The sequence below is a fragment of the Klebsiella sp. RHBSTW-00215 genome, from assembly GCF_014103785.1.
Classification (GTDB): domain Bacteria; phylum Pseudomonadota; class Gammaproteobacteria; order Enterobacterales; family Enterobacteriaceae; genus Klebsiella.
In genome coordinates this window covers 744,048-767,884 of sequence record NZ_JABXQS010000001.1, presented here as the reverse complement: position 1 = coordinate 767,884, position 23,837 = coordinate 744,048, and the positions used below count along the sequence as shown (strand labels likewise).

Sequence of the window (23,837 nt, the reverse complement as noted above, 5' to 3'; positions counted from 1 at the left end):
GCAGCGCCACCCGGTTATACAAAATTAAAGGGGGCCGCGTGGCCCCCTTATTTGTCTGGAGAATTTATTATGGCGAAAGAATTTGGTCGCCCGCAGCGCGTAGCTCAGGAGATGCAAAAAGAGATTGCTATCATCCTGCAGCGCGAAATTAAAGACCCGCGTCTGGGCATGATGACGACCGTTTCCGGCGTGGAAATGTCTCGCGATCTGGCCTATGCCAAAGTGTTTGTTACCTTTCTGAACGACCAGGATGAAGCCGCTGTAAAAGCGGGTATCAAAGCGTTGCAGGAAGCATCCGGTTTTATCCGCTCGCTGCTGGGGAAAGCAATGCGCCTGCGTATCGTTCCTGAGCTGACGTTCTTCTACGACAATTCATTAGTAGAAGGGATGCGCATGTCGAATCTGGTAACCAGCGTGGTGAAGCATGATGATGAACGTCGTGTGAACCCGGACGACAGCAAGGAGGACTAATGAGTCGTCCTCGTCGTCGCGGTCGTGATGTGCACGGCGTATTGTTGCTGGATAAACCGCAAGGTGCGTCCAGTAACGACGTGCTACAGAAAGTAAAACGTATTTATAACGCCAACCGGGCCGGGCACACTGGCGCACTGGATCCGCTTGCGACCGGTATGCTGCCGATTTGCCTTGGGGAAGCGACCAAGTTTTCCCAGTATCTGCTGGATTCTGATAAGCGCTACCGTGTGATTGCTAAGCTTGGTCAGCGTACTGATACTTCTGATGCTGATGGGCAGGTCGTGGAAGAACGTGCGATGACCTTTAGCGCGGAACAGCTTGCTGCGACACTCGACAGTTTCCGTGGGGAAACCCAGCAGGTGCCGTCGATGTATTCGGCGCTGAAATACCAGGGAAAAAAACTGTACGAATATGCCCGTCAGGGGATTGAAGTACCGCGTGAATCACGACCAATTACAGTCTATGAGCTACTGTTCATCCGTCATGAAGGTGATGAACTTGAACTGGAAATTCACTGTTCTAAAGGTACCTACATTCGCACAATTATCGATGATCTAGGTGAGAAACTCGGTTGCGGTGCGCATGTGATTTTCCTGCGTCGTCTAGCGGTCAGTAAATACCCGGTTGAGCGGATGGTGACACTGGAGCAGCTGCAGGCTCTGGTTGAGCAGGCTAATACGCAAGATATTCCAGCAGCGCAGCTTTTGGACCCGTTACTGATGCCAATGGACAGTCCCGCTTCGGATTATCCGCTGGTTAATATTCCGGAAACTTCGGCAGTATACTTTAAAAACGGTAACCCCGTTCGTACCTCGAGTGCGGGGCTGCACGGATTAGTTCGCGTAACCGAAGGTGAAGAAGAAAAGTTTCTTGGCATGGGTGAGATTGACGACGAAGGCCGTGTGGCTCCCCGTCGGCTGGTGGTTGAATACCCTGCCTGAGTGCTTTTCTTGCGATAAAAGGCTGCTGCGAGTAGAATATCGCCGCTTAATGCCCGCCAAAGTGTTTTAACATTTTCGGGTGTTATATCAGGGGTTGCTGAATTAGAGATCGGCACCCTTTCTTTCTTTTAATTTTGGAGTTTGAAAATGTCTCTAAGCGTTGAAGCTAAAGCAAAAATCGTTTCTGAGTTTGGTCGTGGCGAAAACGACAGCGGTTCTACTGAAGTTCAGGTTGCCCTGCTGACTGCACAGATCAACCACCTGCAAGGTCACTTTGCAGAGCACAAAAAAGATCACCACAGCCGTCGTGGTCTGCTGCGTATGGTTTCTCAGCGTCGTAAACTGCTCGACTACCTGAAACGTAAAGATGTTGCACGTTACTCTTCGCTGATCGAGCGTCTGGGTCTGCGTCGCTAATTCTGCGAGTTTCAGAAAAGGGGCCTCACGGCCCCTTTTTTCGACCGGGCGGCAGCAATTCACTGGAAACTCATGTATTGTTGCTATTAATGATCTTCGTGCAGAGGTTCGCGCGGCTAATGAGAGGCTTCATCCGCAGGGGCGGGTAAAGGTTGTCATTAGTCGCGAGGATGCAGGGGATCGGGTCATTAGATATCGTATCGTGGATACGATGTCATCGATATATAAAAAGGATAGAACTTTGCTTAATCCGATCGTTCGTAAATTCCAGTACGGCCAACATACCGTAACGCTGGAAACTGGCATGATGGCGCGTCAGGCAACTGCCGCCGTAATGGTAAGCATGGATGACACTGCGGTATTTGTTACCGTTGTTGGTCAGAAAAAAGCGAAACCAGGCCAGGACTTCTTTCCGCTGACCGTTAACTATCAGGAGCGTACCTACGCTGCTGGTCGTATTCCGGGTAGCTTCTTCCGTCGTGAAGGCCGTCCGAGTGAAGGCGAAACACTGATCGCGCGTCTGATTGACCGCCCGGTTCGTCCGCTGTTCCCGGAAGGCTTCGTTAACGAAGTCCAGGTTATTGCAACTGTCGTTTCCGTTAACCCGCAGGTTAATCCGGATATCGTGGCAATGATTGGTGCATCCGCTGCCCTGTCCCTGTCCGGCATTCCGTTCAACGGCCCTATCGGCGCTGCACGTGTTGGTTATCTCAATGACCAGTACGTACTGAACCCGACTCAGGACGAGCTGAAGGAAAGCAAGCTGAACCTGGTTGTTGCCGGTACAGAAGGCGCTGTGCTGATGGTTGAATCCGAAGCAGAACTGCTGAGTGAAGACCAGATGCTGGGTGCTGTTGTGTTTGGTCATGATCAGCAGCAGGTTGTTATCCAGGCGATCAACGACCTGGTAAAAGAAGCCGGTAAACCACGTTGGGATTGGCAGCCTGAAGCCGTAAACGAAGCGCTGAATGCGCGCGTTGCTGCGCTGGCTGAAGCACGCCTGAGCGATGCTTACCGCATTACTGACAAACAAGAGCGTTATGCTCAGGTTGACGTGATCAAATCTGAAACTATCGCTACTCTGGTTGCGGAAGATGAAACCCTGGACGCTAACGAACTGGGTGAAATCCTGCACGCTATCGAGAAAAACGTTGTTCGTAGCCGCGTACTGGCAGGCGAGCCGCGTATCGATGGTCGCGAAAAAGACATGATCCGCGGTCTGGACGTTCGTACTGGCGTACTACCACGTACTCACGGTTCTGCACTGTTCACCCGTGGCGAAACTCAGGCGCTGGTTACCGCGACCCTGGGCACCACCCGTGATGCACAGAACCTCGACGAGCTGATGGGCGAGCGCACTGACAACTTCCTGTTCCACTACAACTTTCCTCCGTACTGCGTAGGCGAGACTGGCATGGTTGGTTCTCCGAAGCGTCGTGAAATCGGTCATGGTCGTCTGGCGAAACGCGGCGTGCTGGCAGTGATGCCGGATCTGGACAAATTCCCGTACACCGTACGTGTTGTGTCTGAAATCACCGAATCCAATGGTTCTTCTTCCATGGCTTCCGTGTGTGGTGCTTCTCTGGCGCTGATGGACGCAGGTGTGCCGATTAAAGCCGCCGTTGCGGGTATCGCAATGGGTCTGGTGAAAGAAGGCGAAAACTTTGTTGTTCTGTCTGACATCCTTGGCGATGAAGATCACCTGGGCGATATGGACTTCAAAGTGGCGGGTACCCGCGATGGTATCTCTGCGCTGCAGATGGATATCAAAATTGAAGGTATCACCAAAGAGATCATGCAGGTTGCTCTGAACCAGGCTAAAGGTGCGCGTCTACACATCCTGGGCGTGATGGAACAGGCGATCAACGCGCCGCGCGGCGACATCTCTCAGTTCGCTCCGCGTATCCATACCATTAAGATCAGCCCAGACAAGATCAAAGACGTTATCGGTAAAGGCGGTTCTGTTATTCGTGCTCTGACCGAAGAAACCGGCACTACTATCGAAATCGAAGATGACGGTACTGTGAAGATCGCAGCGACCGACGGTGAGAAAGCGAAGTATGCTATCCGTCGTATCGAAGAGATCACTGCTGAGATCGAAGTTGGCCGTATCTACAATGGTAAAGTGACTCGTATCGTTGACTTTGGCGCGTTTGTTGCCATTGGCGGCGGTAAAGAGGGTCTGGTTCATATTTCTCAAATCGCCGATAAGCGCGTTGAGAAAGTGACTGACTACCTGCAGATGGGTCAGGAAGTGCCGGTTAAAGTTCTGGAAGTTGACCGCCAGGGCCGTGTCCGTCTGAGCATTAAAGAAGCAACTGAACAAACTCAGCCTGCGAACGCGCCGGAAGCTCCGGCCGCTGAACAGGGCGAGTAAGGTTGCCGTTTGCCCTCCGCATTGCGGAGGGCGTATTACGGGCAGGACGCCTTGTTTGCAGCCGGGGAACTGGACGTTCATCCAATCGTTGTCTTCGGGAGTGGGAAATGAAGCCTTTTTTGCGCTGGTGTTTCGTGGCGACAGCTCTCACGCTGGCAGGATGCAGCAATTCTGCCTGGCGTAAGGACGCAGTCCTCGCGGTGCCATTGCAACCGACTTTGCAGCAAGAAGTGATTCTGGCGCGCATGGAACAAATTCTTGCCAGTCGGGCTTTAACCGATGACGAACGCGCACAGCTTTTATATGAGCGCGGAGTGTTGTATGATAGTCTCGGTCTGAGGGCATTAGCGCGAAATGATTTTTCACAAGCGCTGGCAATCCGACCAGATATGCCTGAAGTATTCAATTACTTAGGCATTTATTTAACGCAGGCAGGCAATTTTGACGCTGCCTATGAAGCGTTTGATTCTGTACTTGAGCTTGATCCAACTTACAACTACGCGCACTTAAATCGCGGCATCGCTCTGTATTACGGTGGTCGTGCTAAGTTAGCGCAAGATGATCTGCTGGCGTTTTATCAAGACGATCCCAATGATCCTTTCCGAAGCCTGTGGCTTTATCTCGCTGAGCGTAAGCTCGATGAGAAGCAGGCGCTTGAAGCACTGAGACAGCGCTTAGACAAGTCGGACAAAGAACAATGGGGATGGAACATTGTCGGGTTCTACCTTGGCGACATTAGCGAAAAAGAGCTAATGGATCGTCTGAAGGCAGACGCAACGGATAACACCTCGCTCGCTGAGCATCTCAGTGAAACCAACTTCTATTTAGGTAAGTACTACCTAAGTCTGGGGGACAAGGACAGCGCTACGGCACTGTTCAAACTGGCGGTCGCAAACAACGTTCATAACTACGTTGAGCACCGATACGCATTGTTGGAATTATCGCTCTTGGGCCAGGAGCAAGATGACCTGGCAGAATCGGACCAGCAATAGCTGACGAACACATCAGCCCAATTTTTTTATTGCCATCACCTTAACGGGTGAGGGCGTTGTTGTTCGTTAATACACCTACTTTGAGCCGGTTCACACTTTTCAATGAAAATTACCGTAAATTTTCACGATGAGTTATGTAGACTGGCCGCCATTAATTTTGAGGCACACGTACTACATGGCTGAATTCGAAACCACTTTTGCAGATCTGGGCCTGAAGGCTCCCATCCTTGAAGCGCTTAACGATCTGGGTTACGAAAAACCATCTCCGATCCAGGCTGAGTGCATTCCGCATCTTCTGGGCGGCCGTGACGTTCTGGGTATGGCCCAGACGGGTAGCGGTAAAACCGCAGCGTTTTCTTTACCGCTGCTGAACAACCTTGATCCTGAGCTGAAAGCGCCACAGATTCTGGTGCTGGCACCGACCCGCGAACTGGCGGTACAGGTAGCCGAAGCAATGACGGATTTTTCTAAACATATGCGCGGCGTAAACGTGGTTGCCCTTTACGGCGGCCAGCGTTATGACGTGCAGCTACGCGCACTGCGTCAGGGGCCACAGATCGTTGTCGGTACCCCGGGTCGTCTGCTGGATCACCTGAAACGCGGTACGCTGGATCTCTCTAAACTGAGCGGTCTGGTACTGGATGAAGCTGACGAAATGCTGCGCATGGGCTTTATCGAAGACGTAGAAACTATTATGGCGCAGATCCCGGAAGGTCATCAGACCGCTCTGTTCTCCGCCACCATGCCGGAAGCGATTCGTCGTATTACCCGCCGCTTTATGAAAGAGCCGCAGGAAGTTCGCATCCAGTCCAGCGTCACTACTCGCCCGGACATCAGCCAGAGCTACTGGACTGCTTACGGTATGCGTAAAAACGAAGCGCTGGTGCGTTTCCTGGAAGCGGAAGATTTTGATGCGGCGATTATTTTCGTGCGTACCAAAAACGCGACCCTGGAAGTGGCCGAAGCGCTGGAGCGTAGCGGTTATAACAGCGCAGCGCTGAACGGTGACATGAACCAGTCCCTGCGCGAGCAGACTCTGGAACGTCTGAAAGATGGCCGTCTGGATATTCTGATTGCAACCGACGTAGCAGCACGTGGTCTGGACGTTGAGCGTATCAGCCTGGTTGTTAACTACGATATCCCTATGGATTCAGAATCTTATGTTCACCGTATTGGTCGTACCGGCCGTGCGGGTCGCGCGGGTCGTGCTCTGCTGTTCGTTGAGAACCGCGAGCGTCGTCTGCTGCGTAACATTGAACGCACTATGAAGCTGACTATTCCAGAAGTAGAGCTGCCGAACGCAGAACTGCTGGGCAAACGTCGTCTGGAAAAATTCGCAGCGAAAGTTCAGCAGCAGCTGGAAAGCAGCGATTTGGATCAGTACCGCGCACTGCTGGCAAATATTCAGCCGTCAGCTGAAGGCGAAGAGCTGGATGTTGAAACTCTGGCCGCAGCATTGCTGAAAATGGCTCAGGGTGAGCGTCCGCTGATCCTGCCGCCGGATGCGCCGATGCGTCCTAAGCGCGAGTTCCGCGATCGTGACGATCGTTTCGAACGTCGCGGCGACCGCAATGACCGTGGTCCGCGTGGCGATCGTCCTGAGCGTAGTGGCGAAGATCGTCCGAAGCGTGAGCGTCGTGAAGTTGGCGATATGGAGCTGTACCGCATTGAAGTTGGCCGCGATGATGGTGTTGAAGTTCGTCATATCGTTGGTGCTATTGCCAATGAAGGCGACATCAGCAGCCGTTATATCGGCAACATCAAGCTGTTCGGTACCCACTCGACTATCGAGCTGCCGAAAGGTATGCCGGGCGAAGTATTACAGCACTTTACTCGTACTCGCATCCTGAACAAGCCGATGAACATGCAGCTGCTGGGTGATGCTCAGCCGCGTCCAGACCGTGGCGGTGAACGCCGTGGTGGTGGTGAGCGTCGTGAAGGTGGCCGTAGCTTCGGTGGCGGCGGTGAACGTCGTGAAGGCCGTGGTTTCAGCGGCGAGCGTCGTGAAGGTGGTCGTGGTGATGGTCGTCGTTTCAGCGGCGAGCGTCGTGACGGTGGTAACCGTGTGCCGCGCCGCGATGATGCTGGTGCTGCTCCGCGTCGTGATGACTCCGCAGGCCGTCGTCGTTTCGGTGGCGATGCGTAATTAGCGTTATCCGCTAACGTAAAGTAAATGATACAGCCCCGATCTTTATGATTGGGGCTTTTTTTATTTCTTTTGTACTCGTGTACTGGTACAGTGCGTCACGTTAATAATGAGATAAAGTATTTTCGACTGGAGATTTCGGCAAATGGCGACACTTACCACTACGGCAACCCGACCGTCCTTGTTTGGCGGCGTGGTGATTATCGGCGGGACAATTATTGGTGCGGGTATGTTCTCGCTGCCGGTGGTCATGTCCGGTGCGTGGTTTTTCTGGTCGCTGGCAGCACTGGTTTTTACCTGGTTTTGCATGTTGCATTCCGGGTTGATGATCCTTGAAGCAAACCTGAATTATCGGATTGGTTCCAGCTTCGATACTATTACTAAAGATCTGCTTGGTAGAGGCTGGAATCTAATCAATGGCGTATCTATTGCTTTTGTACTTTATATCCTGACCTACGCTTACATCTCCGCCAGCGGCTCGATCCTGCATCATACTTTTGCGGAAATGTCGTTGAACGTTCCGGCACGGGCTGCTGGCTTTGGCTTTGCCTTGTTGGTGGCGTTTATCGTCTGGTTGAGTACTAAAGCGGTAAGTCGAATGACGGCCATTGTGCTGGGTGCGAAGGTCATTACCTTCTTTCTGACCTTCGGTAGCCTGCTGGGACACGTTCAGCCGACAACATTGTTTAACGTCGCCGAACAAAATGCGTCGTATATGCCGTACTTGCTGATGACGCTGCCTTTCTGCCTGGCATCTTTTGGCTATCACGGCAACGTGCCGAGCCTGATGAAGTATTACGGCAAGGATCCACGCACTATCGTTAAGTGCCTGGTTTACGGTACGCTGCTGGCGCTGGGTCTGTATGTGGTTTGGTTGTTGGTGACGATGGGTAATATCCCACGTCCAGAGTTTGTTGGCATTGCACAGAAGGGCGGTAATATCGATGTGCTGGTTCAGGCACTGAGTGGCGTACTGAACAGTCGTAGTCTGGATTTGCTGCTGGTCGTGTTCTCAAACTTTGCCGTTGCCAGCTCATTTCTCGGCGTGACCCTCGGCCTGTTCGACTATCTGGCAGATCTGTTCGGTTTCGACGATTCCGCGCTGGGTCGTTTTAAAACCGCGATTCTGACCTTTGTTCCGCCGATGGTTGGTGGCCTGCTGTGGCCGAATGGTTTCCTGTATGCCATCGGATATGCGGGTCTGGCAGCCACAATCTGGGCGGCAATTGTACCGGCGCTGTTAGCTCGCGCATCGCGTAAACGCTTTGGTAGCCCGTTGTTTCGCGTTTGGGGTGGAAAGCCGATGATTGCGCTGGTTTTACTGTTCGGTCTGGGTAACGTCATCGTGCATTTCCTGTCGAGTTTTAATGTATTACCGACTTATCAATAATTGAAAATGCGGCGAAAATGCCGCATTGCTCACTATCCGAGAAGCTCTTCTTTCACCTGCATCGCCAAATCAAATGAATGCAGGCGTGCCTGATTATCGAAGATTTGCCCGTTGACCATGATTTCATCGGCCTGAGTTTCCCGCAGGATGGACTCCAGCCCGTGGCGGATTTTCGCCTTATCACCCACCAGCGACATGCTCAGCGCCTGCTGGACGCCATATTGTTCAGAGGCAGACCACAGCTGATGCATATTTTGCACCGGAGGTGGCAGCTGTCCGGCTTCGCCGCGGCGTAGTTTAACAAACGCCTGCTGCATCGAGGTGAACAGGAATTCCGCATCTCTGTCGCTGTCGGCAGCAATAATGTTAATGCACACCATGGCGTACGGCTTCTCTAACCGTTCCGACGGTTTGAAATGAGAGCGATAGAGATGCAGGGCCTGGAAGAGCATATCCGGCGCGAAGTGCGAGGCGAAGGCGAACGGCAGGCCAAGCTGGGCTGCCAACTGAGCGCTGTACAGGCTGGAACCAAGCAGCCAGACCGGGATCTTCTCACCATAACCGGGAACCGGGCGCACGTGCGGATTCGGATCGCGAGCGTCAAACCAATCCACCAGCTCCGCGACATCGCGCGGGAAGTTATCAACATCGCCGCTCATATGGCGACGCAGCGCGCGCATGGTGGGCTGATCGCTGCCCGGCGCGCGGCCAAGGCCAAGATCGATACGTCCGGGATAGAGCGTGTTGAGCGTGCCGAACTGCTCAGCAATCACCAGTGGCGAATGGTTGGGCAGCATTACCCCACCGGAGCCTAAATGTAGGGTGGTAGTATTAGCGGCAAGATAGCCAATCAGTACCGAGGTCGCGGCGCTGGCGATACCAACCATATTATGGTGCTCTGCCAGCCAGTAGCGATGATAGCCGCGTTTTTCAGCCAGCTGCGCCAGGTCTAATGAATGGGAAAAGGCTTCCTTGGCGGAAGAACCTTGCGGGATCGGCGCCAGATCGAGCACCGAGAACGGAATAGATTTGTCAGTCATAAAGGCTCACTTTGCAACAGCATCGTCATCAGATTGAAGGTCTTCTTCCAGCCTGGCGCATCCGGGATGCACCAGCCAGAAAAGCTGCGACTTTAATAGTGCATTAAAAAGCAGCGATAGCCATTAACAAAGTGAGCGGTATATCAGCTCTGTAATTCCAGCCCGGCGAGGCGTCGCCAGTAACCGTTACAGTCGCTGTTCGCCGTCAGCGGCAGCGGCGCTGCGCCATTTTCATTGGCGCGGAAGGCATCCAGCATCGCGAAGGTCTCATTGCCCAGCGGCGACAGGCGAACCATATCCACCAGCCCGTTCATGGTGCTCAGCTCATTCCCGAGGTTGTAGACGTAGCCGCTCATGGTCTGAATGCCGTTGAGCACGAACACCTGTTGGTTCTCCTGCGAGAGCACGTCGCGCCCGTTGGGGTATTTGATACAGCAGGTTTCGCATTCGTCTTTTGGCCGGTCTTCCGAGCGGGCGGTAAAGCAGCGGGCGGAGTAGGCCAGCGGCAGATGGCCGTAGCTCAGGACCTCAACCTCGAACTGGTTGCGAATGCCCAGCTCGTCGCACTGGGTCAGCAGATTCGCCAGCCAGTCGCGGGAAAGCTCAACCGGCATGCACCAGCGAACCATGCCCTGTTTGAGCAGCAGACGCAGGGTGACGGCGTTATAGCAGTTGAGCGCATGGCCGGCGACGAACGGCAGCTTACGCTCTGCGCACAAGTTGACGACGCCAAGGTCGCTGGCTTCAATCAGAAATTCGCCGTTATCGACATAGCGCTTCAGTTCGCCCAGTTCAGAGGACGCCTGCACCAGCGCGAGGGTAGAGAGCACCACCTGCTTGCCGCTGCCCGCCAGCGTTTTCGCCATCTCGATCCAGTCGCCGACTTTGGTGGCGCGACGTTTGCTGCATACCGCTTCACCGAGATAAATCGTATCCGCGCTGGAGCCTGCCGACTGCTGGTAAAAATCTTCCAGCGTCTCTTTTGACCAGTAGTAGAGCACTGGCCCTAATGAATATTTCATTGCTGTTCTCACTGCCATTTACGGTGATAAGCGCCAAGGGTGGTTTGCGTCCCTTCGGACATGGAACCGAGGGTTTCCATCCACGCCGATTGCGGCACGAAGTTCTGCGGATCGGCTTTGCAGCGGTCGATCGCTTGACGCCAGACTTTTGCCACCTGGGTGACGTACGCCGGGCTGCGCTGGCGGCCTTCGATTTTCACTGAGGCGATATTTGCTGCCATTAGTTCCGGCAGCAGCTCGAGGGTGTTCAGGCTGGTGGGCTCTTCCAGCGCGTGATAGCGCTCGCCGTCGACCAGATAACGGCCTTTACACAGCGTCGGATAACCGGCGTTTTCACCATCCTGATAGCGGTCTATCAGCACTTCGTTAAGCCGTGATTCCAGTCCCTGCGGCGTTTGCTGCCAGCGAACGAAACGCGCGGGTGAGCATGCGCCGACGGTATTTGGTGATTCACCGGTCAGGTATGAGGAGAGATAGCAGCGGCCTTCCGCCATGATGCACAGGCTACCGAAAGCGAAAACCTCCAGCGGTACTGGCGTGGCGCGCGCCAGTTGTTTGACCTGATGAATCGACAGGACGCGCGGCAGCACCACGCGGGCAACGTCAAAATTGCGATGATAAAACTTCACTGCCTCTTCGTTGGTGGCCGAGGCCTGAACGGAGACGTGTCGCTCAATATGCGGATAGCGCTCGGCGGCGTACTCCAGCATCGCGATATCGGCGAGGATTAACGCGTCGGCCCCGAGTTGGGCTGCCATGTCGACCGCACGCTGCCAGCGGGCATAGCCATCAGGATGAGCAAAGGTGTTGATGGCAATATGCAGCTTACGGCGATGCTGATGCACAAAGCTGACGGCTTCCTGCAGTTTCTTTTCGGTGAAATTAAGGCCGGCAAAGTGGCGGGCGTTGGTGTCATCTTTCAGCCCGATATAGACGGCATCGGCGCCGTTTTCGATGGCCGCCTTAAGCGCCGGAAGGTTACCGGCTGGGCAGAGCAGCTCCATAATTTTTCCTGAAAAACGCGGCCCGTCAGGGACGCTGGATGGTTAATGAGCAGGGATTTTAGTTAACCTTCTGGTGACAATTTTTGATTTGAGGCAGTTAAAAGCGTATTGGCGGAATCAATACCAGGTACCCGACATTGTGATTTTGTTGATTTACGCCGCTATGTCGTTTATTTGATATGGCACAATAGAGGAACTATTGCATTCATGGAGTAAAGCTTGTGTTGGATAAACTGCGTTCCAAACTGGTTCACTTTGGCCCGTCAATGATGAGCGTGCCGGTTAAGCTGGCGCCTTTTGCCCTCAAGCGCCAGGTGCTGGAACAAGTATTAAGCTGGCAGTTTCGTCAGGCGCTGGCGGATGGGGAACTGGATTTTCTCGAGGGGCGCTGGTTAAGTATTAATGTGCGTGATATCGGCCTGCTGTGGTATACCTCGGTTGTTGACGGTCGTCTGGTGGTGAGTCCTACGGCTGAAGCTGACGTCAGCTTTAGCGCCGATGCCAGCGATCTGCTGATGATTGCGGCGCGTAAGCAGGATCCGGATACGCTGTTCTTCCAGCGTCGGCTGGTTATCGAAGGCGATACCGAGCTGGGACTGTATGTAAAAAACCTGATGGATGCCATTGAGCTGGAGCAGATGCCAAAAGCGCTGCGCGTGATGCTGCTACAGCTGGCGGATTTTGTTGAAGCTGGCCTGAAAGGCCCGCGGAAACCTGAACAGACATCGGTAGGTGAGGCATGCTGATTCGAGTAGAGATTGGGATTGATGCACCGGGAATCGACGCGTTATTGCGTCGCACCTTCGGCAGCGATGCGGAAGCCGATCTGGTGCACAGTCTGCGTGAAGATGGCCTGATCACGCTGGGCGTGGTGGCGACGGATGACGAAGGTCAGGTCGTGGGCTATGTGGCCTTTAGCCCGGTCGCCGTTGAAGGCGAAGAGCTACAGTGGGTTGGTCTTGCACCGTTGGCGGTGGATGAAAGCTACCGTGGTCAGGGCATTGGGCGTCAGCTGGTTTACGAAGGGCTGGATTCACTCAATGAGTTTGGCTATGCCGCCGTGGTAACGCTTGGCGACCCGGCGCTATATGGTCGCCTGGGCTTTGAAGCCGCCGCTAATTTTGACCTGCGCTGCCGCTGGCCGGATACCGCCGAGGCTTTCCAGGTCCATCGCCTGGCCGACGATGCGCTGGAAGGCGTGCACGGACTGGTTGAGTATAGCGACCACTTTAACCGCTTCTGAGATCCTCCAGCAGGGTCTCAAACGAACCATCTCCAGCAACGAGGCGTTCTTTCTGGCGCTTCGTTAGCTGCTTGATTCGATACTCCAGCCGCAGTGCTAGTGAGTGTTCACCAACTTCATGACTAAAAGCCAGCTGAAGCTCTCCTTTGCCCCGCAACGCTTTCGCTCCCTTGCCATCCTGGTGCTGGCAAAAGCGGCGCGAAACATCGGTGGTAATTCCGGTATAGAGCCGATTATCGGCAGTACGAATCAGATAGAGAAACCAGCACACGGTACCAAGGTCGCTATGTTAAGGTGTGAGCACCATAACATACTGGAGAGTAAAGATGGATACGCTCGCCGCTATCAGCCGCTGGCTGGGCAAGCAGCATGTCGTGACCTGGTGCGTCACCCGTGATGACGAGCTGTGGTGCGCCAATGCCTTTTACGTTTATGACCCGGAAACGGTCGCTTTTTATCTGCTCAGCGATGAAAAGACGCGCCATGGTCAAATGACCGGAGTGCGTGCCAAAGTGGCCGGGACGGTCAACGGTCAGCCGAAAACCGTCGCGCTGATCCGCGGCGTGCAGTTTAAAGGTGAAATCCGCCTGCTGGCAGGTGAAGAAGCCGTGGCGATGCGCAAGCGCTACGTCAGCCGCTTCCCGGTAGCTCGCATGTTATCGGCTCCGGTGTGGGAGATTCGTCCCGATGAGCTTAAGTTTACCGATAACACGCTCGGCTTCGGTAAGAAGCTATACTGGCTGCGTGATTCTCCAGCTCAGTAACCTCCGCTTTGGCGTGCAGATCCCTCCGTTTACGACATACTTTCGCTAAGCTGTCCGCTGTTGAATGACGGGTTAGCTGAAGGAGCAATGATGACTCAGGTACTGATAACCGGGGCTACCGGCCTGGTTGGTGGGCACTTACTTCGAATGTTGGTTCAGGAGCCGCGAATCACCGCGATAACTGCGCCAACCCGTCGTCCGCTAGCTGATGCACAAGGAATTCTCAATCCGCACGATCCGCAATTAAGCGACGCGCTGGCGCAGGTTGTCGATCCGGTGGAGATCGTTTTTTGCTGCCTGGGAACGACGCTGCGGGAGGCGGGCAGTAAAGAGGCATTTATTCATGCTGATTATACGCTGGTGGTCGATACTGCGCTGACTGGGCTTCGACTGGGCGCGAAGCATATGTTGGTGGTTAGCGCGATGGGGGCCGATCCGCATTCAATGTTTTTCTACAATCGCGTCAAGGGCGAGATGGAACAGGCCCTGCGTGCCCAAGCATGGCCGCAGCTAACCTTTGCCCGTCCCTCCATGCTGCTTGGGGATCGTCAGAAGAAGCGGGGCAATGAAGTGGTGTTGGCACCGCTTTTTCGCCTGCTGCCGGGCAACTGGAAGTCAATCGATGCCCGTGACGTCGCGCGAGCAATGCTCGCTGAAGCCCTTAATCCCTCATCAGAAGGCGTCACCATTCTGCCATCAGCAAAACTGCGTGAAATCGCTGCCCGCGAGGCGTAGTATTCAGCGCTTCAATTTATAAGCTCACTCTTTGCTGGGGAATGCTATGGCTGGTCAGTCTTCATCTCAGGCGGCATCATCATTTCAATGGTGGAAACCCGCGCTCTTTTTTCTCGTCGTTATCATCGGCCTGTGGTTCGTCAAATGGCAGCCCTATTACGGTAAAGCATTTACTGCGGCCGAGACGCACAGCATCGGTAAATCCATTCTTGCCAATAGCGATGCCAACCCCTTACATGCGGCCTGGAACTACGCGCTAGTTTATTTCCTTGCAGTATGGAAAGCGGCGGTATTAGGTGTACTGTTGGGGTCATTAATTCAGGTGCTGATTCCCCGCGACTGGCTGCTGCGCACGCTAGGACAATCACGTTTTCGCGGTACGCTGCTTGGGGCAGTCTTTTCGCTGCCTGGTATGATGTGCACCTGCTGCGCCGCGCCAGTGGCGGCGGGAATGCGTAAGCAGCAGGTTTCTATGGGCGGCGCGCTGGCATTCTGGATGGGTAACCCGTTGCTCAATCCCGCGACCCTGGTGTTTATGGGCTTTGTGCTGGGCTGGCAGTTTGCATTGATTCGGTTAGTCGCCGGGTTGGCGACCGTGCTGGTGGTGGCAACGCTGGTGCAGAAATGGGTAAAAGAGGCGGCGACGCAGCCCTCTAAGGTACCTGAGTTGCCGATGGAAACGACGCAGGATGGTTTCTTTAGCCGCTGGCTGCGTGCACTGTGGACGCTGTTCTGGAATACGATCCCGGTCTATATCCTGGCGGTGCTGGTGCTGGGAGCCGCACGGGTGTGGCTATTCCCGCATGCCGATGGCGTCGTTGATAATACGCTGTTCTGGGTGATAGCGATGGCGATTGCGGGCTGCCTGTTTGTTATCCCGACGGCGGCGGAGATCCCCATCGTTCAGACCATGATGCTGGCGGGAATGGGCGTCGCGCCCGCGCTGGCGCTGCTCATCACGTTGCCTGCGGTTAGCGTGCCGTCGTTGGTTATGCTGCGTAAAGCGTTTCCGGCGAAGGCGCTGTGGTTGACCGGTGGATTGGTGGCGCTATGCGGCGCGGTGGTCGGCGGGCTGGCATTAATCTGATGGTTTCCCCGGAGGCGGCGCGGGCTACGTGACAGTAGACGATGATGAACTTGTAGCCCCGGTAAGGCGTCAGCCGCCACCGGGGAGATAATCAGAAGCCGCGTTGGATGTGGTTTCCCGGAGGCGGTGCGTAGCGCCAGCCGGGATGTATTAGGGCTTATTTGATATAGGTAAAGGCGGTTGTCACGCGAGATACGCCACTCACCCGGCTGGCGATATCCGCCGCCGCGCGTCCTTCACGATCGGTCACCAGACCCATCAGGAACACTTCACCGTTTTCGGTCGTCACTTTCACGTTGGATGATTTCACCTGGTCGGTCGTCAGAAGCTGGGAGCGGACCTTGGTGGTAATCCAGGTGTCCGAAGAGGCGGTACCTAAGCCGATCGGCTGGCCCGAACGCACTTCGTTAAACACTTCCGTTGTCCCTTCAACACCCATAGCAATTTGCTTGGCGCGGGCAGAGAGGTCGGCGACCGGAGTTTGCCCGGTTAACAGAACTTTCCCCTGGTACGCAGTAACGTTAATACGAGCTTGTTTTTTGATTTGTTCATCTTTCGACAAGGCGCTGTTGACGCGCAGCTCAAGCGTACTGTCATCAACCTGAGTCCCCACTGAACGCGGGTCCGTCGCGGCTTTTGTGCCAACGGCTGCCGTTCCGACTACCGCTGCAGCAACGCATCCCTGAAGCAGTAGCGCAGAAAGCAGAATGGCGAGGGGCGAGAGAGCCTTCATGTGTTCTCCTTAATCGTCCTGGTGTGGAAAAAGCGTGTTATCAATCAAATCACACAAACAATTGACGGTGAGCATGTGCATTTCCTGAATTCGCGCGCTGCGATGCGAGGGAATACGGATTTCGACATCCTGCTGACCCAGCAGGCCGGCCAGTTCACCGCCGTCATAACCGGTAAACGCCACGATAGTCATATCGCGGGTGACCGCCGCTTCCACGGCTTTCACGATATCCCGGCTGTTGCCGCGCGTAGAAATCGCCAGCAGTACGTCGCCAGCGTGTCCCAACGCGCGCACCTGCTTGGCGTAAATTTCGTCGTGCAGGCGATCGTTGGCAATCGCGGTTAAGACCACATTATCGGCATTTAGTGCAATGGCAGGTAAACCAGGGCGCTCGGTTTCAAAACGATTAATCATGCTGGCAGCAAAATGCTGTGCGTTGGCGGCGGAAGTACCATTACCACAACAGAGGATTTTGTTGCCGTTCAACAGCGACTGGACGAGCGTCATAGCCGCACGGGAGATGGCGTCCGGGAGTGCTTCCGCTGCTGCAATTTGGGTTTGAATGCTTTCGGTGAAGCAGGCTTTAATTCTGTCGAGCACGGGATCCCTTAATTCATATACGCTATTCGCCAAAGGCGTTTTTTAGCCATTGGATGTCGTTTCCGGTGAAGGCTACCACATCGAAACGGCAATCCACAGTCTCAAAACTCCCATTATGTCGGGAGAGCCACAGACGCGCGGCTTTGAGCAGTTTTTGTTGCTTTTGCGGCGTGACGCTGGCAGCGGCATCACCGTAGTTTGCGCTGCGACGATAGCGCACTTCCACAAACACGGTGACGCTGCCGTCGCGCATGATGAGGTCAATCTCGCCGCCGCGTTCATGAGCGTTAGCGGCGATAAAACGCAGACCCTGGCTCTCCAGCCAGCGGCGAGCCTGGATTTCCCAGGCGTCGCCGGTCTGCTTACTTAGTTGGCTGCGACGATTTGTCCACCCTGGTACTTGAGCCATGACAGTTTCCTGTTGATCACGCAATCCTGCGTGGCCGTGAGATCGCCGGTGTTGCCATTCAATTCAAAGCCGGAAACCTGGCGCATTTGCGAAAAATGGTTGGCCAGCGACCAGGCGTCGGCACCCATGGCATACAGGCGCGCCAGCGAGTAGTCGTTGCGAACGGCGGCTAACGCTTGTTGTTGCAGCGCCGGGTTGCTGCCTGCCAGCATCGGGATCTCGCTATATTGTAAGCCTTCCATCTCCAGACGGAAATCAGGACCTGAAGTGCCCTGAGAGCTGCGGGAGCTGGCATACAGCGTCACACCGCTTTGGCTGCCGTTACGCAGGGCAATCATGGGTTTGATATAGCCAATCTGTTCCGGCGTTGCCAGGATATACGCGGCGTCGACGCTGCCGCCACTGCTGACAGGCACGTCGCTCGGGCTACCCAGGGTGCTATCCTGCGCTGATGGCAGGGTTGATACCGGAGAGCCGCTCAACGAGATACCGCTGTTGACGCTGCCGCGCAGTTCGGCGGTTGAACCTAAACGCTGTTGCAGTACCGTACCGCCGCCCAGCTTCAGCCACTCGTTGGCAAAGGCGCTAACCACCCGATCGCCTAATGCGCCGCGCGGCACCAGAAGCAGCGGAGTCTGCTTGCCCTGATCGTGAATGTGGTGCGCCGCATCGCGGGCTTCATCTTCCGGTGAGAGCGCGAAATAGCAGATATTAGCCCGGCTTTCGACTTTCTCCGGCTGGTTCAGCGCCAGCACGTTCAGTGAAGTATTGCTCTTGATAACATCTTCGACGTTCTCTTTCAGCAGCGGACCAACAACGATGGTTGCGCCGTCCTGCTGCACCTGGGCCAGCAGTTGACTCATCGGCTGGGTGGTGGTGTCGTAAATTTTCAGCTCGGCGGAAGGGTTCGCCGGAGTGGCTGCCACTGTCTGAGTTTGCGGAGCTGTCGTTGCCGGTTGACTGGTGGTTTCTGCTGTCGCGTCGGTAGTTTGATGCGTCGAGGCCTGAACCGCCGCCGGTGCGGTGACCGGAGCCGCAGTTTGTACCTGATCGGCTGCCGGGGCCTGTACCGGGGTTTGTGCATTATTGGTGGTGGTGAGATCGGTCACTTCCGCCTGTGACGGACTCACAACGGCGCTATCAGCAACGTTTGCCGCCTGAGCGACCTGAGCAGGCACTGCGCTTCCGGTAACGGCTGGTGCGCCGTTTTTCGCCGCTTCAAAACCCTGCTGGATTGTGCGACCAAATATCGCCGCCTGACCGTTTAGCGGCAGCAGCAGGGCGATTTTATTGGTCGATGCGGCCTGGTAATTTTGCATATTACCTAACTGCGTGGGCAGCATTTTTGCGCCAGGATTTTGCGGATATCGGGTCTGCCAGTCTTTAACGCCCGCTTTCAGCATTGTCGGGTCGCTGCGGTTATCAAACCACATGCGCTGTAGATCCAGCCAGCCCTGTAAAACGTTCTCATCGGCGTTAATGACCAGCGCGTTGGCCTGATCCTGGGTCATCGCGGTGAGCGCTGCCCAGGTCGCGTCGATATTCTTCTGCTTTTGCGCGGGCAGGCTCAGCAGCGGCTGCTGGGCGATCAGGGCCCGCAGCAGGTTTAGTGAGGGCTGCCCCTGGCTGGCGTCGATTTGCGCCTGCCAGTAGCGCGGCAGTTGATTTTGCTCAAGGCCTGCTGGGTTGAGTTTACTCAGCAGCGCCTGCGCGCCCTGGAAATCGTTCTGCGCCAGCTTTACTTCAACCGCCAGCAGCGATTGTTCGCGGCTTTGCGTACTGTTGAGGTTAGACGGTAGCTGATTGAACAGGTCGATGGCCTGCGGTTTCTTACCTTCCTTCAGCAGTGCACGAATGGCGAGTAATTGCCAGTTGGTCTTGCTATCATTCGCGCTTTGCTGCATTTGTTGCAGGTAGTAACTGGAGTCTGCTTGTGCCGTACCCTGCAAATACGCCGTGCTTTGGTCCGGAGTATGGGTGCCGCAGCCAGCAAAGATCAGAGCGGCCAGCAGTACGGGCAGACAACGCACGGGTTTAGAACGAAGAAATGTTGACGGTACCATATGTATCCAGTGATATTTTTTTGGCTCAATGCTCAATATTAAATCGGCAATACGGACGAGACAATGAAACAACACGAATCAGCGGATAATTCTCAGGGACAGCTCTATATTGTACCCACTCCGATAGGAAATCTGTCTGATATCACGCAACGCGCACTGGAAGTGTTGCAAGCCGTTGATTTAGTTGCGGCGGAGGACACTCGCCATACCGGTTTGCTGTTGCAGCATTTCGCGATTAACGCCCGTTTATTTGCGCTTCACGACCATAATGAGCAGCAAAAGGCTGAAACACTTCTGGCGAAATTAAAACAAGGGCAAAACATCGCCCTGGTTTCTGACGCCGGAACGCCGTTGATCAACGATCCTGGCTACCATCTGGTGCGCGTTTGCCGTGAAGCCAATATCCGCGTAGTACCGCTGCCAGGCCCTTGCGCAGCGATTGCGGCGCTAAGTGCTGCCGGGCTGCCTTCGGATCGTTTCTGCTATGAAGGTTTTCTGCCCGCTAAGTCAAAAGGGCGTCGCGATACGCTCAAGGCGCTGGAAGAAGAGCCGCGCACGATTATCTTTTATGAGTCCACCCACCGCTTGCTGGAAAGTCTGGACGATATCTGCACCGTGTTGGGCGAATCCCGCTACGTGGTGCTGGCGCGCGAGCTGACCAAAACCTGGGAATCTATCCACGGCGCGCCAATCGGCGAGCTGCTGGCGTGGGTGAAAGAGGACGAGAACCGCCGCAAAGGCGAGATGGTGCTGATCGTTGAAGGCTTTAAAGCGCAGGAAGAGGCGCTGCCAGCGGTCGCGCTGCGTACTCTGGCCCTGTTGCAGGCTGAACTGCCGTTAAAGAAAGCCGCCGCTCTGGCAGCAGAGATCCACGGTGTGAAGAAAAATGCGCTGTATAAATATGCCCTGGAGCAGCAGGGAGAATAACCGCAGTTCTGTCGGAAGAAAAAGTGACGACGTTGACGGGCGGATTCTTTAGCTGGATATCAGAGTTGGAAGCGATATTATCAATAAGGCAGATGTCACCACATCTGCCTTATATCTATACGATCTGTAACTCAATCGACGTGTTTTTTAGCGCATTACAATGCTCTTCGGTTATCCCGTTATCGGTAATGACGCAGTTGATCTTCTCCATCGGCAGGACCTGATTAAACCCGCGACGGTTAAATTTGCTGGCATCCAGCACGGCAACCACCTTATGGGCAGCTGCAGCCATAACGCCGCTGATGGAGTAACCTTCATTAAAGGTGGTGATGCCGTTGGTGGTGTCGATACCGTCAGCACCGACAAACATCAGGTCGGCGCTGATACCCTGTAGCGAGCGTTCGGCGATAGTCCCGTGCATGGAGTGGGTTTTATGGCGCACGGTACCGCCGCAAACCACCAGGGTGATATCTTTGTTTTCCGATAACGTAAAGGCCGCAGGCAGACTGTTAGTAATCACCGTGATATTGGTCATACGTACCAGTTCCTCGGCAATCAGCAGGGTGGTGCTGCCGCTATCAAGGATCACCGTCATCCCTTCGCTAATCATCGTCGCTGCGGCCTGGGCAATCCGTTTTTTAGGGTCGCTGGCCAGCTGATAGCGGTCCTCAAGTACAACTTCCTGGCTATCCCCTTCGGTCAAATTGCTGCCCGGTCTGGCTGCGCCGCCGTGAAAGCGGGTGAGTAAACCCTTTTCTTCCAGCAAGCGTAGATCGGCCCGGATGGTGACTTCGGAGATGCCAAAGAGATTCGAAAGGTCCAGTACCAATACGCTACCCTGCGCATTGACCATTTCGACGATTTTATTCCTTCGCTCAAATGAGTTCATATTGCTTTGCCTGATTATTAACTAATCTCAGTGTAATCGAAGGGTAACGAAAGTTGAACGATAATTTTCGAAAGGTTATGTGAGCCAGCTCTGATTGCTGGCTCAGGCGATCGGTCAGGAGAGTTTAAGCAGGATTTTTCCCTGCATCGGCGCACCGTTGAGCGCCTGGACTTCGCGGGCAAAGCTTTCTGCATCACCTATGTGGGCGATAAGCGGGGCAAGCTGAATACGTTTTTCAGTTAACAGGCGTACTGCCGTTTGCCACTCTTCCCCAGGCCACGGGCCGGAGTAGTTCATCCAACTGCCGACGATAGTCAGCTCTTTACGTAAAATCTGACCAAAGGTGGCGGAAGGCAGGGTCAAATCATGGTGCAGCGTGCCGACCAGCGCCAGCTGCGCGCGCGGCCCGGCGACGTCAATGCCTAGCGCCACAGTTTGTGGCGTACCGGCGGTTTCAAGCACCAACTGATCGAACTGAATCTCTTCCAGCGCCGCCTGAATCTCTTTACCGCTCATCTCTCTGCTGTTGAAGACGCGGGTTGCGCCGAGCGTTTTTGCCAGCTCCAGCTTCTGCGGGTTGATATCAATTGCCGTAATGCTTTTGGCGCCCAGTTCGCGGGCGCACTGCAGCGCCAGCAGGCCGATGGTGCCTGCGCCAATAATAATGACGTTTTTCCCTTCGCAGCCCTGTGCCAGATGGAAGGCGTGCAGGCCAACGGTGATTGGCTCGATAAACGCGCCGTCGTCAATCGGCATCTGATCCGGCAGGCGGAACAGGTTGGCGCGTTTGACTACTACGTATTGCGCATTCCCGCCTTCGCTACGCGAACCGACGAACTGGTACTGTTTGCACAGCGAGAAATATTCGCGCTGGCACTGCGGGCAGTTAAAGCAGGGGAGCAGGGGCACGCAGGCCACCGCATCGCCCGGCTGCAGATCGGTCACTGCGGCGCCGTAAGATTCAACATAGCCGCTGAACTCGTGGCCCAGCGTGATGGGGTAGTAGTGTGCGCCTTTGGCGAAAATGCGCGGAATATCAGAACCGCACAACCCGGAGCTGACGACTTTTACCAGGACATCGTTTTCCGTTTGCAGAGTAGGTATTGGGCGTTCTTCAACGCACACTGTCCCCTCAGCATGGATTACCACTGATTGCATAAAAAATTCTCCAGAAATGTCCGGGGGAGCGAATGCTCCCCCCTGAGATTAAGAAACGGTTGGGCTTTGTTGGGCTGTGGCAGCTTTCTCTGCGGCTGCAAAATTGCGCGCTCGACGCCACGTCAGCAGCACGCCGGCAACATAGATGACGCCGATAACCGCAAAACCGACCACGTTTTGCCAGGTGAAGAGCTGGATGAGCAGCCAGGTAATCGGCGAACCGCCCTGGTCCATGGAGGCCACCAGACCACCCGCTTTCAGAGCCCCGGCGTTAGCCGCCAGCTGGGTATGCAGGCCGATGGTCTGCGTCGCTATCCATAGCGTGATCCCCATCAGGATGATTCCGGAAATTAGCGTACGGAACAGGTTCCCCTGATGCACCGCAACCGCCATTGCCACGAAGAAACCGATGGTTGCGAGGTCACCGAACGGCAGGACCTGGTTGCCCGGCACCACGACCGCGATAAGAATACTCAGCGGGATAAAGATCAGGCTGGCAGAGACGACCGAGGTATGGCCAAGCAGCAGCGCCGGGTCGAGACCAATCAGGAAGTCCTGGCCACCGAATTTTGCCTGCAGACGTTTACGCGCCTGTTTGGCAATCGGGTTCAGGCCGTCCATGATCGGTTTGATAACGCGCGGCATCAGCAGCATCACAGCACCGGTTTTCACCGCCAGCTGCAGAATACCTTTCAGGTCGTAGCCTGCCAGTGCGCCAATGACCAGCCCCATCACAAAGCCGACGGTGACCGGCTCGCCGAACGGGCCGAAGCGTTTCTGGATATCGTCAGCGCTGAAGTGAATACGATTCAAGCCGGGAATTTTTTCAATAATCGTATCGACCAGCACCGCTATCGGCCCTAAATATGCTGAGCTACCGTGCGGAATGGCGATACCGTCGAGACCGAAAAAGTCGCGAGTATCCTTGGCAAACCAATCTCCGAGTTTGTAGACGAAAGCCGCGTGTACTACAACGCCGAAAATACCAATCCAGTAGGAACCGGTGGCGATATGCAGCATCGCGCCGGTAAAGGTCATGTGCCAGATATTCCAGATATCGACGTTCACGACGCGGGTCATTCGGGTGACCAGCATGATGATATTGACCGCAATAGCGATGGGAATAGCGACCAGTGCGATTTGTGACGCCCAGGTCATCGGTGCTGAGCCTGGCCATCCAACGTCAATCACGTGCAGGTTAATCTGGAACTGTTCGGCCATTGCTTTTGCTGCCGGGCCGATAGAATCGAGCATCAGACCGATGACCAGGCCAATGCCGACGAACCCAATCCCGATATGCAGGCCTGATTTAAAGCAATCCCCGAGCTTCATCCCCAGTAGTTTGGAGAAGATAATGATCACAATTGGCAGCATCACCGTCGGACCAAGATCGAGGATATAACGCATAATTTCGCTAAACATGGAC

The 23,837-nt window shown here is 54.8% G+C and carries 25 protein-coding genes; 14 read left to right on the top strand and 11 right to left on the bottom strand.

Annotated features, from left to right (window positions below; translation table 11 throughout):
• Window positions 1-69: 69 nt before the first annotated feature.
• From rbfA to mtr, 8 genes are all read left to right on the top strand, one after another.
• The gene (gene rbfA, locus HV127_RS03725) at window positions 70-471 is read left to right on the top strand and encodes a 30S ribosome-binding factor RbfA (RefSeq protein ID WP_110272870.1); all 402 of its coding nucleotides are present in this window, start codon (window positions 70-72) and stop codon (window positions 469-471) included.
• Complete coding sequence (gene truB, locus HV127_RS03720; RefSeq protein ID WP_182235050.1) at window positions 471-1,415, top strand: tRNA pseudouridine(55) synthase TruB; 945 nt, start codon at window positions 471-473, stop codon at window positions 1,413-1,415. Before rbfA ends, truB begins: the two co-directional genes overlap by 1 nt.
• A gap of 147 nt (window positions 1,416-1,562) precedes the next feature.
• Window positions 1,563-1,832: a 30S ribosomal protein S15 gene (rpsO, locus tag HV127_RS03715; RefSeq protein WP_004106090.1), complete on the top strand. Its 270-nt coding sequence runs from the start codon at window positions 1,563-1,565 to the stop codon at window positions 1,830-1,832.
• Window positions 1,833-2,073: 241 nt separating this feature from the next.
• Window positions 2,074-4,209 (top strand): polyribonucleotide nucleotidyltransferase, encoded by a 2,136-nt coding sequence (gene pnp, locus HV127_RS03710; protein ID WP_112213570.1) that lies wholly within the window; start codon window positions 2,074-2,076, stop codon window positions 4,207-4,209.
• A gap of 107 nt (window positions 4,210-4,316) precedes the next feature.
• Window positions 4,317-5,201, top strand: coding sequence for a lipoprotein NlpI (nlpI, locus tag HV127_RS03705; RefSeq protein ID WP_110272873.1), 885 nt, complete (start codon window positions 4,317-4,319; stop codon window positions 5,199-5,201).
• A 102-nt stretch (window positions 5,202-5,303) separates the two neighbouring features.
• Window positions 5,304-5,384, top strand: a complete 81-nt coding sequence (gene yrbN / locus HV127_RS03700) for a protein YrbN (RefSeq protein ID WP_085903200.1) — start codon at window positions 5,304-5,306, stop codon at window positions 5,382-5,384.
• The gene (locus tag HV127_RS03695) at window positions 5,377-7,347 is read left to right on the top strand and encodes a DEAD/DEAH family ATP-dependent RNA helicase (RefSeq protein ID WP_182235049.1); all 1,971 of its coding nucleotides are present in this window, start codon (window positions 5,377-5,379) and stop codon (window positions 7,345-7,347) included. The genes yrbN and HV127_RS03695 overlap by 8 nt, the downstream gene beginning before the upstream one ends.
• A gap of 145 nt (window positions 7,348-7,492) precedes the next feature.
• On the top strand, window positions 7,493-8,737 hold the full coding sequence (gene mtr / locus HV127_RS03690) for a tryptophan permease (RefSeq protein WP_182235048.1): 1,245 nt from the start codon (window positions 7,493-7,495) through the stop codon (window positions 8,735-8,737).
• 32 nt (window positions 8,738-8,769) lie between these two features.
• On the opposite strand, the gene HV127_RS03685 is transcribed toward mtr, so the two are convergent.
• From HV127_RS03685 to HV127_RS03675, 3 genes are all read right to left on the bottom strand, one after another.
• Window positions 8,770-9,777: a luciferase-like monooxygenase gene (locus HV127_RS03685; protein ID WP_112213585.1), complete on the bottom strand. Its 1,008-nt coding sequence runs from the start codon at window positions 9,775-9,777 to the stop codon at window positions 8,770-8,772.
• Window positions 9,778-9,920: 143 nt separating this feature from the next.
• Complete coding sequence (locus tag HV127_RS03680) at window positions 9,921-10,799, bottom strand: U32 family peptidase (RefSeq protein WP_182235047.1); 879 nt, start codon at window positions 10,797-10,799, stop codon at window positions 9,921-9,923.
• Between the two features lie 8 nt (window positions 10,800-10,807).
• Complete coding sequence (locus HV127_RS03675; RefSeq protein WP_049014787.1) at window positions 10,808-11,803, bottom strand: peptidase U32 family protein; 996 nt, start codon at window positions 11,801-11,803, stop codon at window positions 10,808-10,810.
• Between the two features lie 221 nt (window positions 11,804-12,024).
• On the opposite strand from HV127_RS03675, the gene HV127_RS03670 reads away from it, so the two are divergent.
• On the top strand, window positions 12,025-12,549 hold the full coding sequence (locus HV127_RS03670; RefSeq protein WP_112213587.1) for an SCP2 domain-containing protein: 525 nt from the start codon (window positions 12,025-12,027) through the stop codon (window positions 12,547-12,549).
• Window positions 12,543-13,046, top strand: coding sequence for an N-acetyltransferase (locus tag HV127_RS03665; protein ID WP_181484746.1), 504 nt, complete (start codon window positions 12,543-12,545; stop codon window positions 13,044-13,046). Before HV127_RS03670 ends, HV127_RS03665 begins: the two co-directional genes overlap by 7 nt.
• Here the strand turns inward: HV127_RS03665 and HV127_RS03660 are convergent.
• Window positions 13,033-13,317, bottom strand: coding sequence for a GIY-YIG nuclease family protein (locus tag HV127_RS03660; protein WP_182235046.1), 285 nt, complete (start codon window positions 13,315-13,317; stop codon window positions 13,033-13,035). The two genes, HV127_RS03665 and HV127_RS03660, sit on opposite strands and share 14 nt — an antisense overlap.
• Before the next feature lie 55 nt (window positions 13,318-13,372).
• Here HV127_RS03660 and HV127_RS03655 point away from each other — a divergent pair, with 55 nt between their 5' ends.
• The 3 genes from HV127_RS03655 (at window position 13,373) to HV127_RS03645 (ending at window position 15,632) form a co-directional block, all read left to right on the top strand.
• Window positions 13,373-13,810 (top strand): YhbP family protein, encoded by a 438-nt coding sequence (locus tag HV127_RS03655; RefSeq protein WP_182235045.1) that lies wholly within the window; start codon window positions 13,373-13,375, stop codon window positions 13,808-13,810.
• Window positions 13,811-13,900: 90 nt separating this feature from the next.
• Window positions 13,901-14,545, top strand: coding sequence for an NAD(P)H-binding protein (locus HV127_RS03650; RefSeq protein WP_182240555.1), 645 nt, complete (start codon window positions 13,901-13,903; stop codon window positions 14,543-14,545).
• A gap of 46 nt (window positions 14,546-14,591) precedes the next feature.
• Window positions 14,592-15,632 (top strand): permease, encoded by a 1,041-nt coding sequence (locus HV127_RS03645; RefSeq protein ID WP_182235044.1) that lies wholly within the window; start codon window positions 14,592-14,594, stop codon window positions 15,630-15,632.
• Between the two features lie 157 nt (window positions 15,633-15,789).
• Here HV127_RS03645 and dolP read toward each other — a convergent pair whose 3' ends face one another.
• From dolP to HV127_RS03625, 4 genes are read right to left on the bottom strand one after another with little or no spacing between them, the layout of a single operon-like run.
• Complete coding sequence (gene dolP, locus HV127_RS03640) at window positions 15,790-16,365, bottom strand: division/outer membrane stress-associated lipid-binding lipoprotein (RefSeq protein WP_110272898.1); 576 nt, start codon at window positions 16,363-16,365, stop codon at window positions 15,790-15,792.
• A gap of 9 nt (window positions 16,366-16,374) precedes the next feature.
• On the bottom strand, window positions 16,375-16,965 hold the full coding sequence (gene diaA / locus HV127_RS03635; RefSeq protein ID WP_110272899.1) for a DnaA initiator-associating protein DiaA: 591 nt from the start codon (window positions 16,963-16,965) through the stop codon (window positions 16,375-16,377).
• Between the two features lie 22 nt (window positions 16,966-16,987).
• Complete coding sequence (locus HV127_RS03630; protein WP_182235043.1) at window positions 16,988-17,374, bottom strand: YraN family protein; 387 nt, start codon at window positions 17,372-17,374, stop codon at window positions 16,988-16,990.
• Complete coding sequence (locus tag HV127_RS03625) at window positions 17,332-19,437, bottom strand: penicillin-binding protein activator (protein WP_182235042.1); 2,106 nt, start codon at window positions 19,435-19,437, stop codon at window positions 17,332-17,334. The genes HV127_RS03630 and HV127_RS03625 overlap by 43 nt, the downstream gene beginning before the upstream one ends.
• A 63-nt stretch (window positions 19,438-19,500) precedes the next feature.
• On the opposite strand from HV127_RS03625, the gene rsmI reads away from it, so the two are divergent.
• The gene (gene rsmI / locus HV127_RS03620; protein ID WP_182235041.1) at window positions 19,501-20,364 is read left to right on the top strand and encodes a 16S rRNA (cytidine(1402)-2'-O)-methyltransferase; all 864 of its coding nucleotides are present in this window, start codon (window positions 19,501-19,503) and stop codon (window positions 20,362-20,364) included.
• 115 nt (window positions 20,365-20,479) lie between these two features.
• Here the strand turns inward: rsmI and HV127_RS03615 are convergent, their stop codons facing one another.
• The 3 genes from HV127_RS03615 to HV127_RS03605 form a co-directional block, all read right to left on the bottom strand.
• On the bottom strand, window positions 20,480-21,253 hold the full coding sequence (locus tag HV127_RS03615; protein WP_182235040.1) for a DeoR/GlpR family DNA-binding transcription regulator: 774 nt from the start codon (window positions 21,251-21,253) through the stop codon (window positions 20,480-20,482).
• 114 nt (window positions 21,254-21,367) lie between these two features.
• Window positions 21,368-22,411 carry a galactitol-1-phosphate 5-dehydrogenase gene (gene gatD, locus HV127_RS03610; RefSeq protein WP_182235039.1) on the bottom strand — a complete coding sequence of 348 codons (1,044 nt, stop codon included), beginning with the start codon at window positions 22,409-22,411 and terminating at the stop codon, window positions 21,368-21,370.
• Between the two features lie 48 nt (window positions 22,412-22,459).
• Entirely contained in the window at window positions 22,460-23,833 is a 1,374-nt protein-coding gene (locus HV127_RS03605) for a PTS galactitol transporter subunit IIC (protein WP_182235038.1), read from the bottom strand.
• Window positions 23,834-23,837 lie beyond the last annotated feature (4 nt).

What these genes read in the sequence shown, in the direction of transcription:
- rbfA (WP_110272870.1), top strand. Translation starts at nt 70, where the DNA reads ATGGCGAAAGAATTTGGTCGCCCGCAGCGCGTAGCTCAGGAGATGCAA.
- truB (WP_182235050.1), top strand. Translation starts at nt 471, where the DNA reads ATGAGTCGTCCTCGTCGTCGCGGTCGTGATGTGCACGGCGTATTGTTG.
- rpsO (WP_004106090.1), top strand. Translation starts at nt 1,563, where the DNA reads ATGTCTCTAAGCGTTGAAGCTAAAGCAAAAATCGTTTCTGAGTTTGGT.
- nlpI (WP_110272873.1), top strand. Translation starts at nt 4,317, where the DNA reads ATGAAGCCTTTTTTGCGCTGGTGTTTCGTGGCGACAGCTCTCACGCTG.
- yrbN (WP_085903200.1), top strand. Translation starts at nt 5,304, where the DNA reads ATGAAAATTACCGTAAATTTTCACGATGAGTTATGTAGACTGGCCGCC.
- HV127_RS03695 (WP_182235049.1), top strand. Translation starts at nt 5,377, where the DNA reads ATGGCTGAATTCGAAACCACTTTTGCAGATCTGGGCCTGAAGGCTCCC.
- mtr (WP_182235048.1), top strand. Translation starts at nt 7,493, where the DNA reads ATGGCGACACTTACCACTACGGCAACCCGACCGTCCTTGTTTGGCGGC.
- HV127_RS03685 (WP_112213585.1), bottom strand. Translation starts at nt 9,777, where the DNA reads ATGACTGACAAATCTATTCCGTTCTCGGTGCTCGATCTGGCGCCGATC.
- HV127_RS03680 (WP_182235047.1), bottom strand. Translation starts at nt 10,799, where the DNA reads ATGAAATATTCATTAGGGCCAGTGCTCTACTACTGGTCAAAAGAGACG.
- HV127_RS03675 (WP_049014787.1), bottom strand. Translation starts at nt 11,803, where the DNA reads ATGGAGCTGCTCTGCCCAGCCGGTAACCTTCCGGCGCTTAAGGCGGCC.
- HV127_RS03665 (WP_181484746.1), top strand. Translation starts at nt 12,543, where the DNA reads ATGCTGATTCGAGTAGAGATTGGGATTGATGCACCGGGAATCGACGCG.
- HV127_RS03655 (WP_182235045.1), top strand. Translation starts at nt 13,373, where the DNA reads ATGGATACGCTCGCCGCTATCAGCCGCTGGCTGGGCAAGCAGCATGTC.
- HV127_RS03650 (WP_182240555.1), top strand. Translation starts at nt 13,901, where the DNA reads ATGACTCAGGTACTGATAACCGGGGCTACCGGCCTGGTTGGTGGGCAC.
- HV127_RS03645 (WP_182235044.1), top strand. Translation starts at nt 14,592, where the DNA reads ATGGCTGGTCAGTCTTCATCTCAGGCGGCATCATCATTTCAATGGTGG.
- dolP (WP_110272898.1), bottom strand. Translation starts at nt 16,365, where the DNA reads ATGAAGGCTCTCTCGCCCCTCGCCATTCTGCTTTCTGCGCTACTGCTT.
- HV127_RS03630 (WP_182235043.1), bottom strand. Translation starts at nt 17,374, where the DNA reads ATGGCTCAAGTACCAGGGTGGACAAATCGTCGCAGCCAACTAAGTAAG.
- HV127_RS03625 (WP_182235042.1), bottom strand. Translation starts at nt 19,437, where the DNA reads ATGGTACCGTCAACATTTCTTCGTTCTAAACCCGTGCGTTGTCTGCCC.
- rsmI (WP_182235041.1), top strand. Translation starts at nt 19,501, where the DNA reads ATGAAACAACACGAATCAGCGGATAATTCTCAGGGACAGCTCTATATT.
- HV127_RS03615 (WP_182235040.1), bottom strand. Translation starts at nt 21,253, where the DNA reads ATGAACTCATTTGAGCGAAGGAATAAAATCGTCGAAATGGTCAATGCG.
- gatD (WP_182235039.1), bottom strand. Translation starts at nt 22,411, where the DNA reads ATGCAATCAGTGGTAATCCATGCTGAGGGGACAGTGTGCGTTGAAGAA.
- HV127_RS03605 (WP_182235038.1), bottom strand. Translation starts at nt 23,833, where the DNA reads ATGTTTAGCGAAATTATGCGTTATATCCTCGATCTTGGTCCGACGGTG.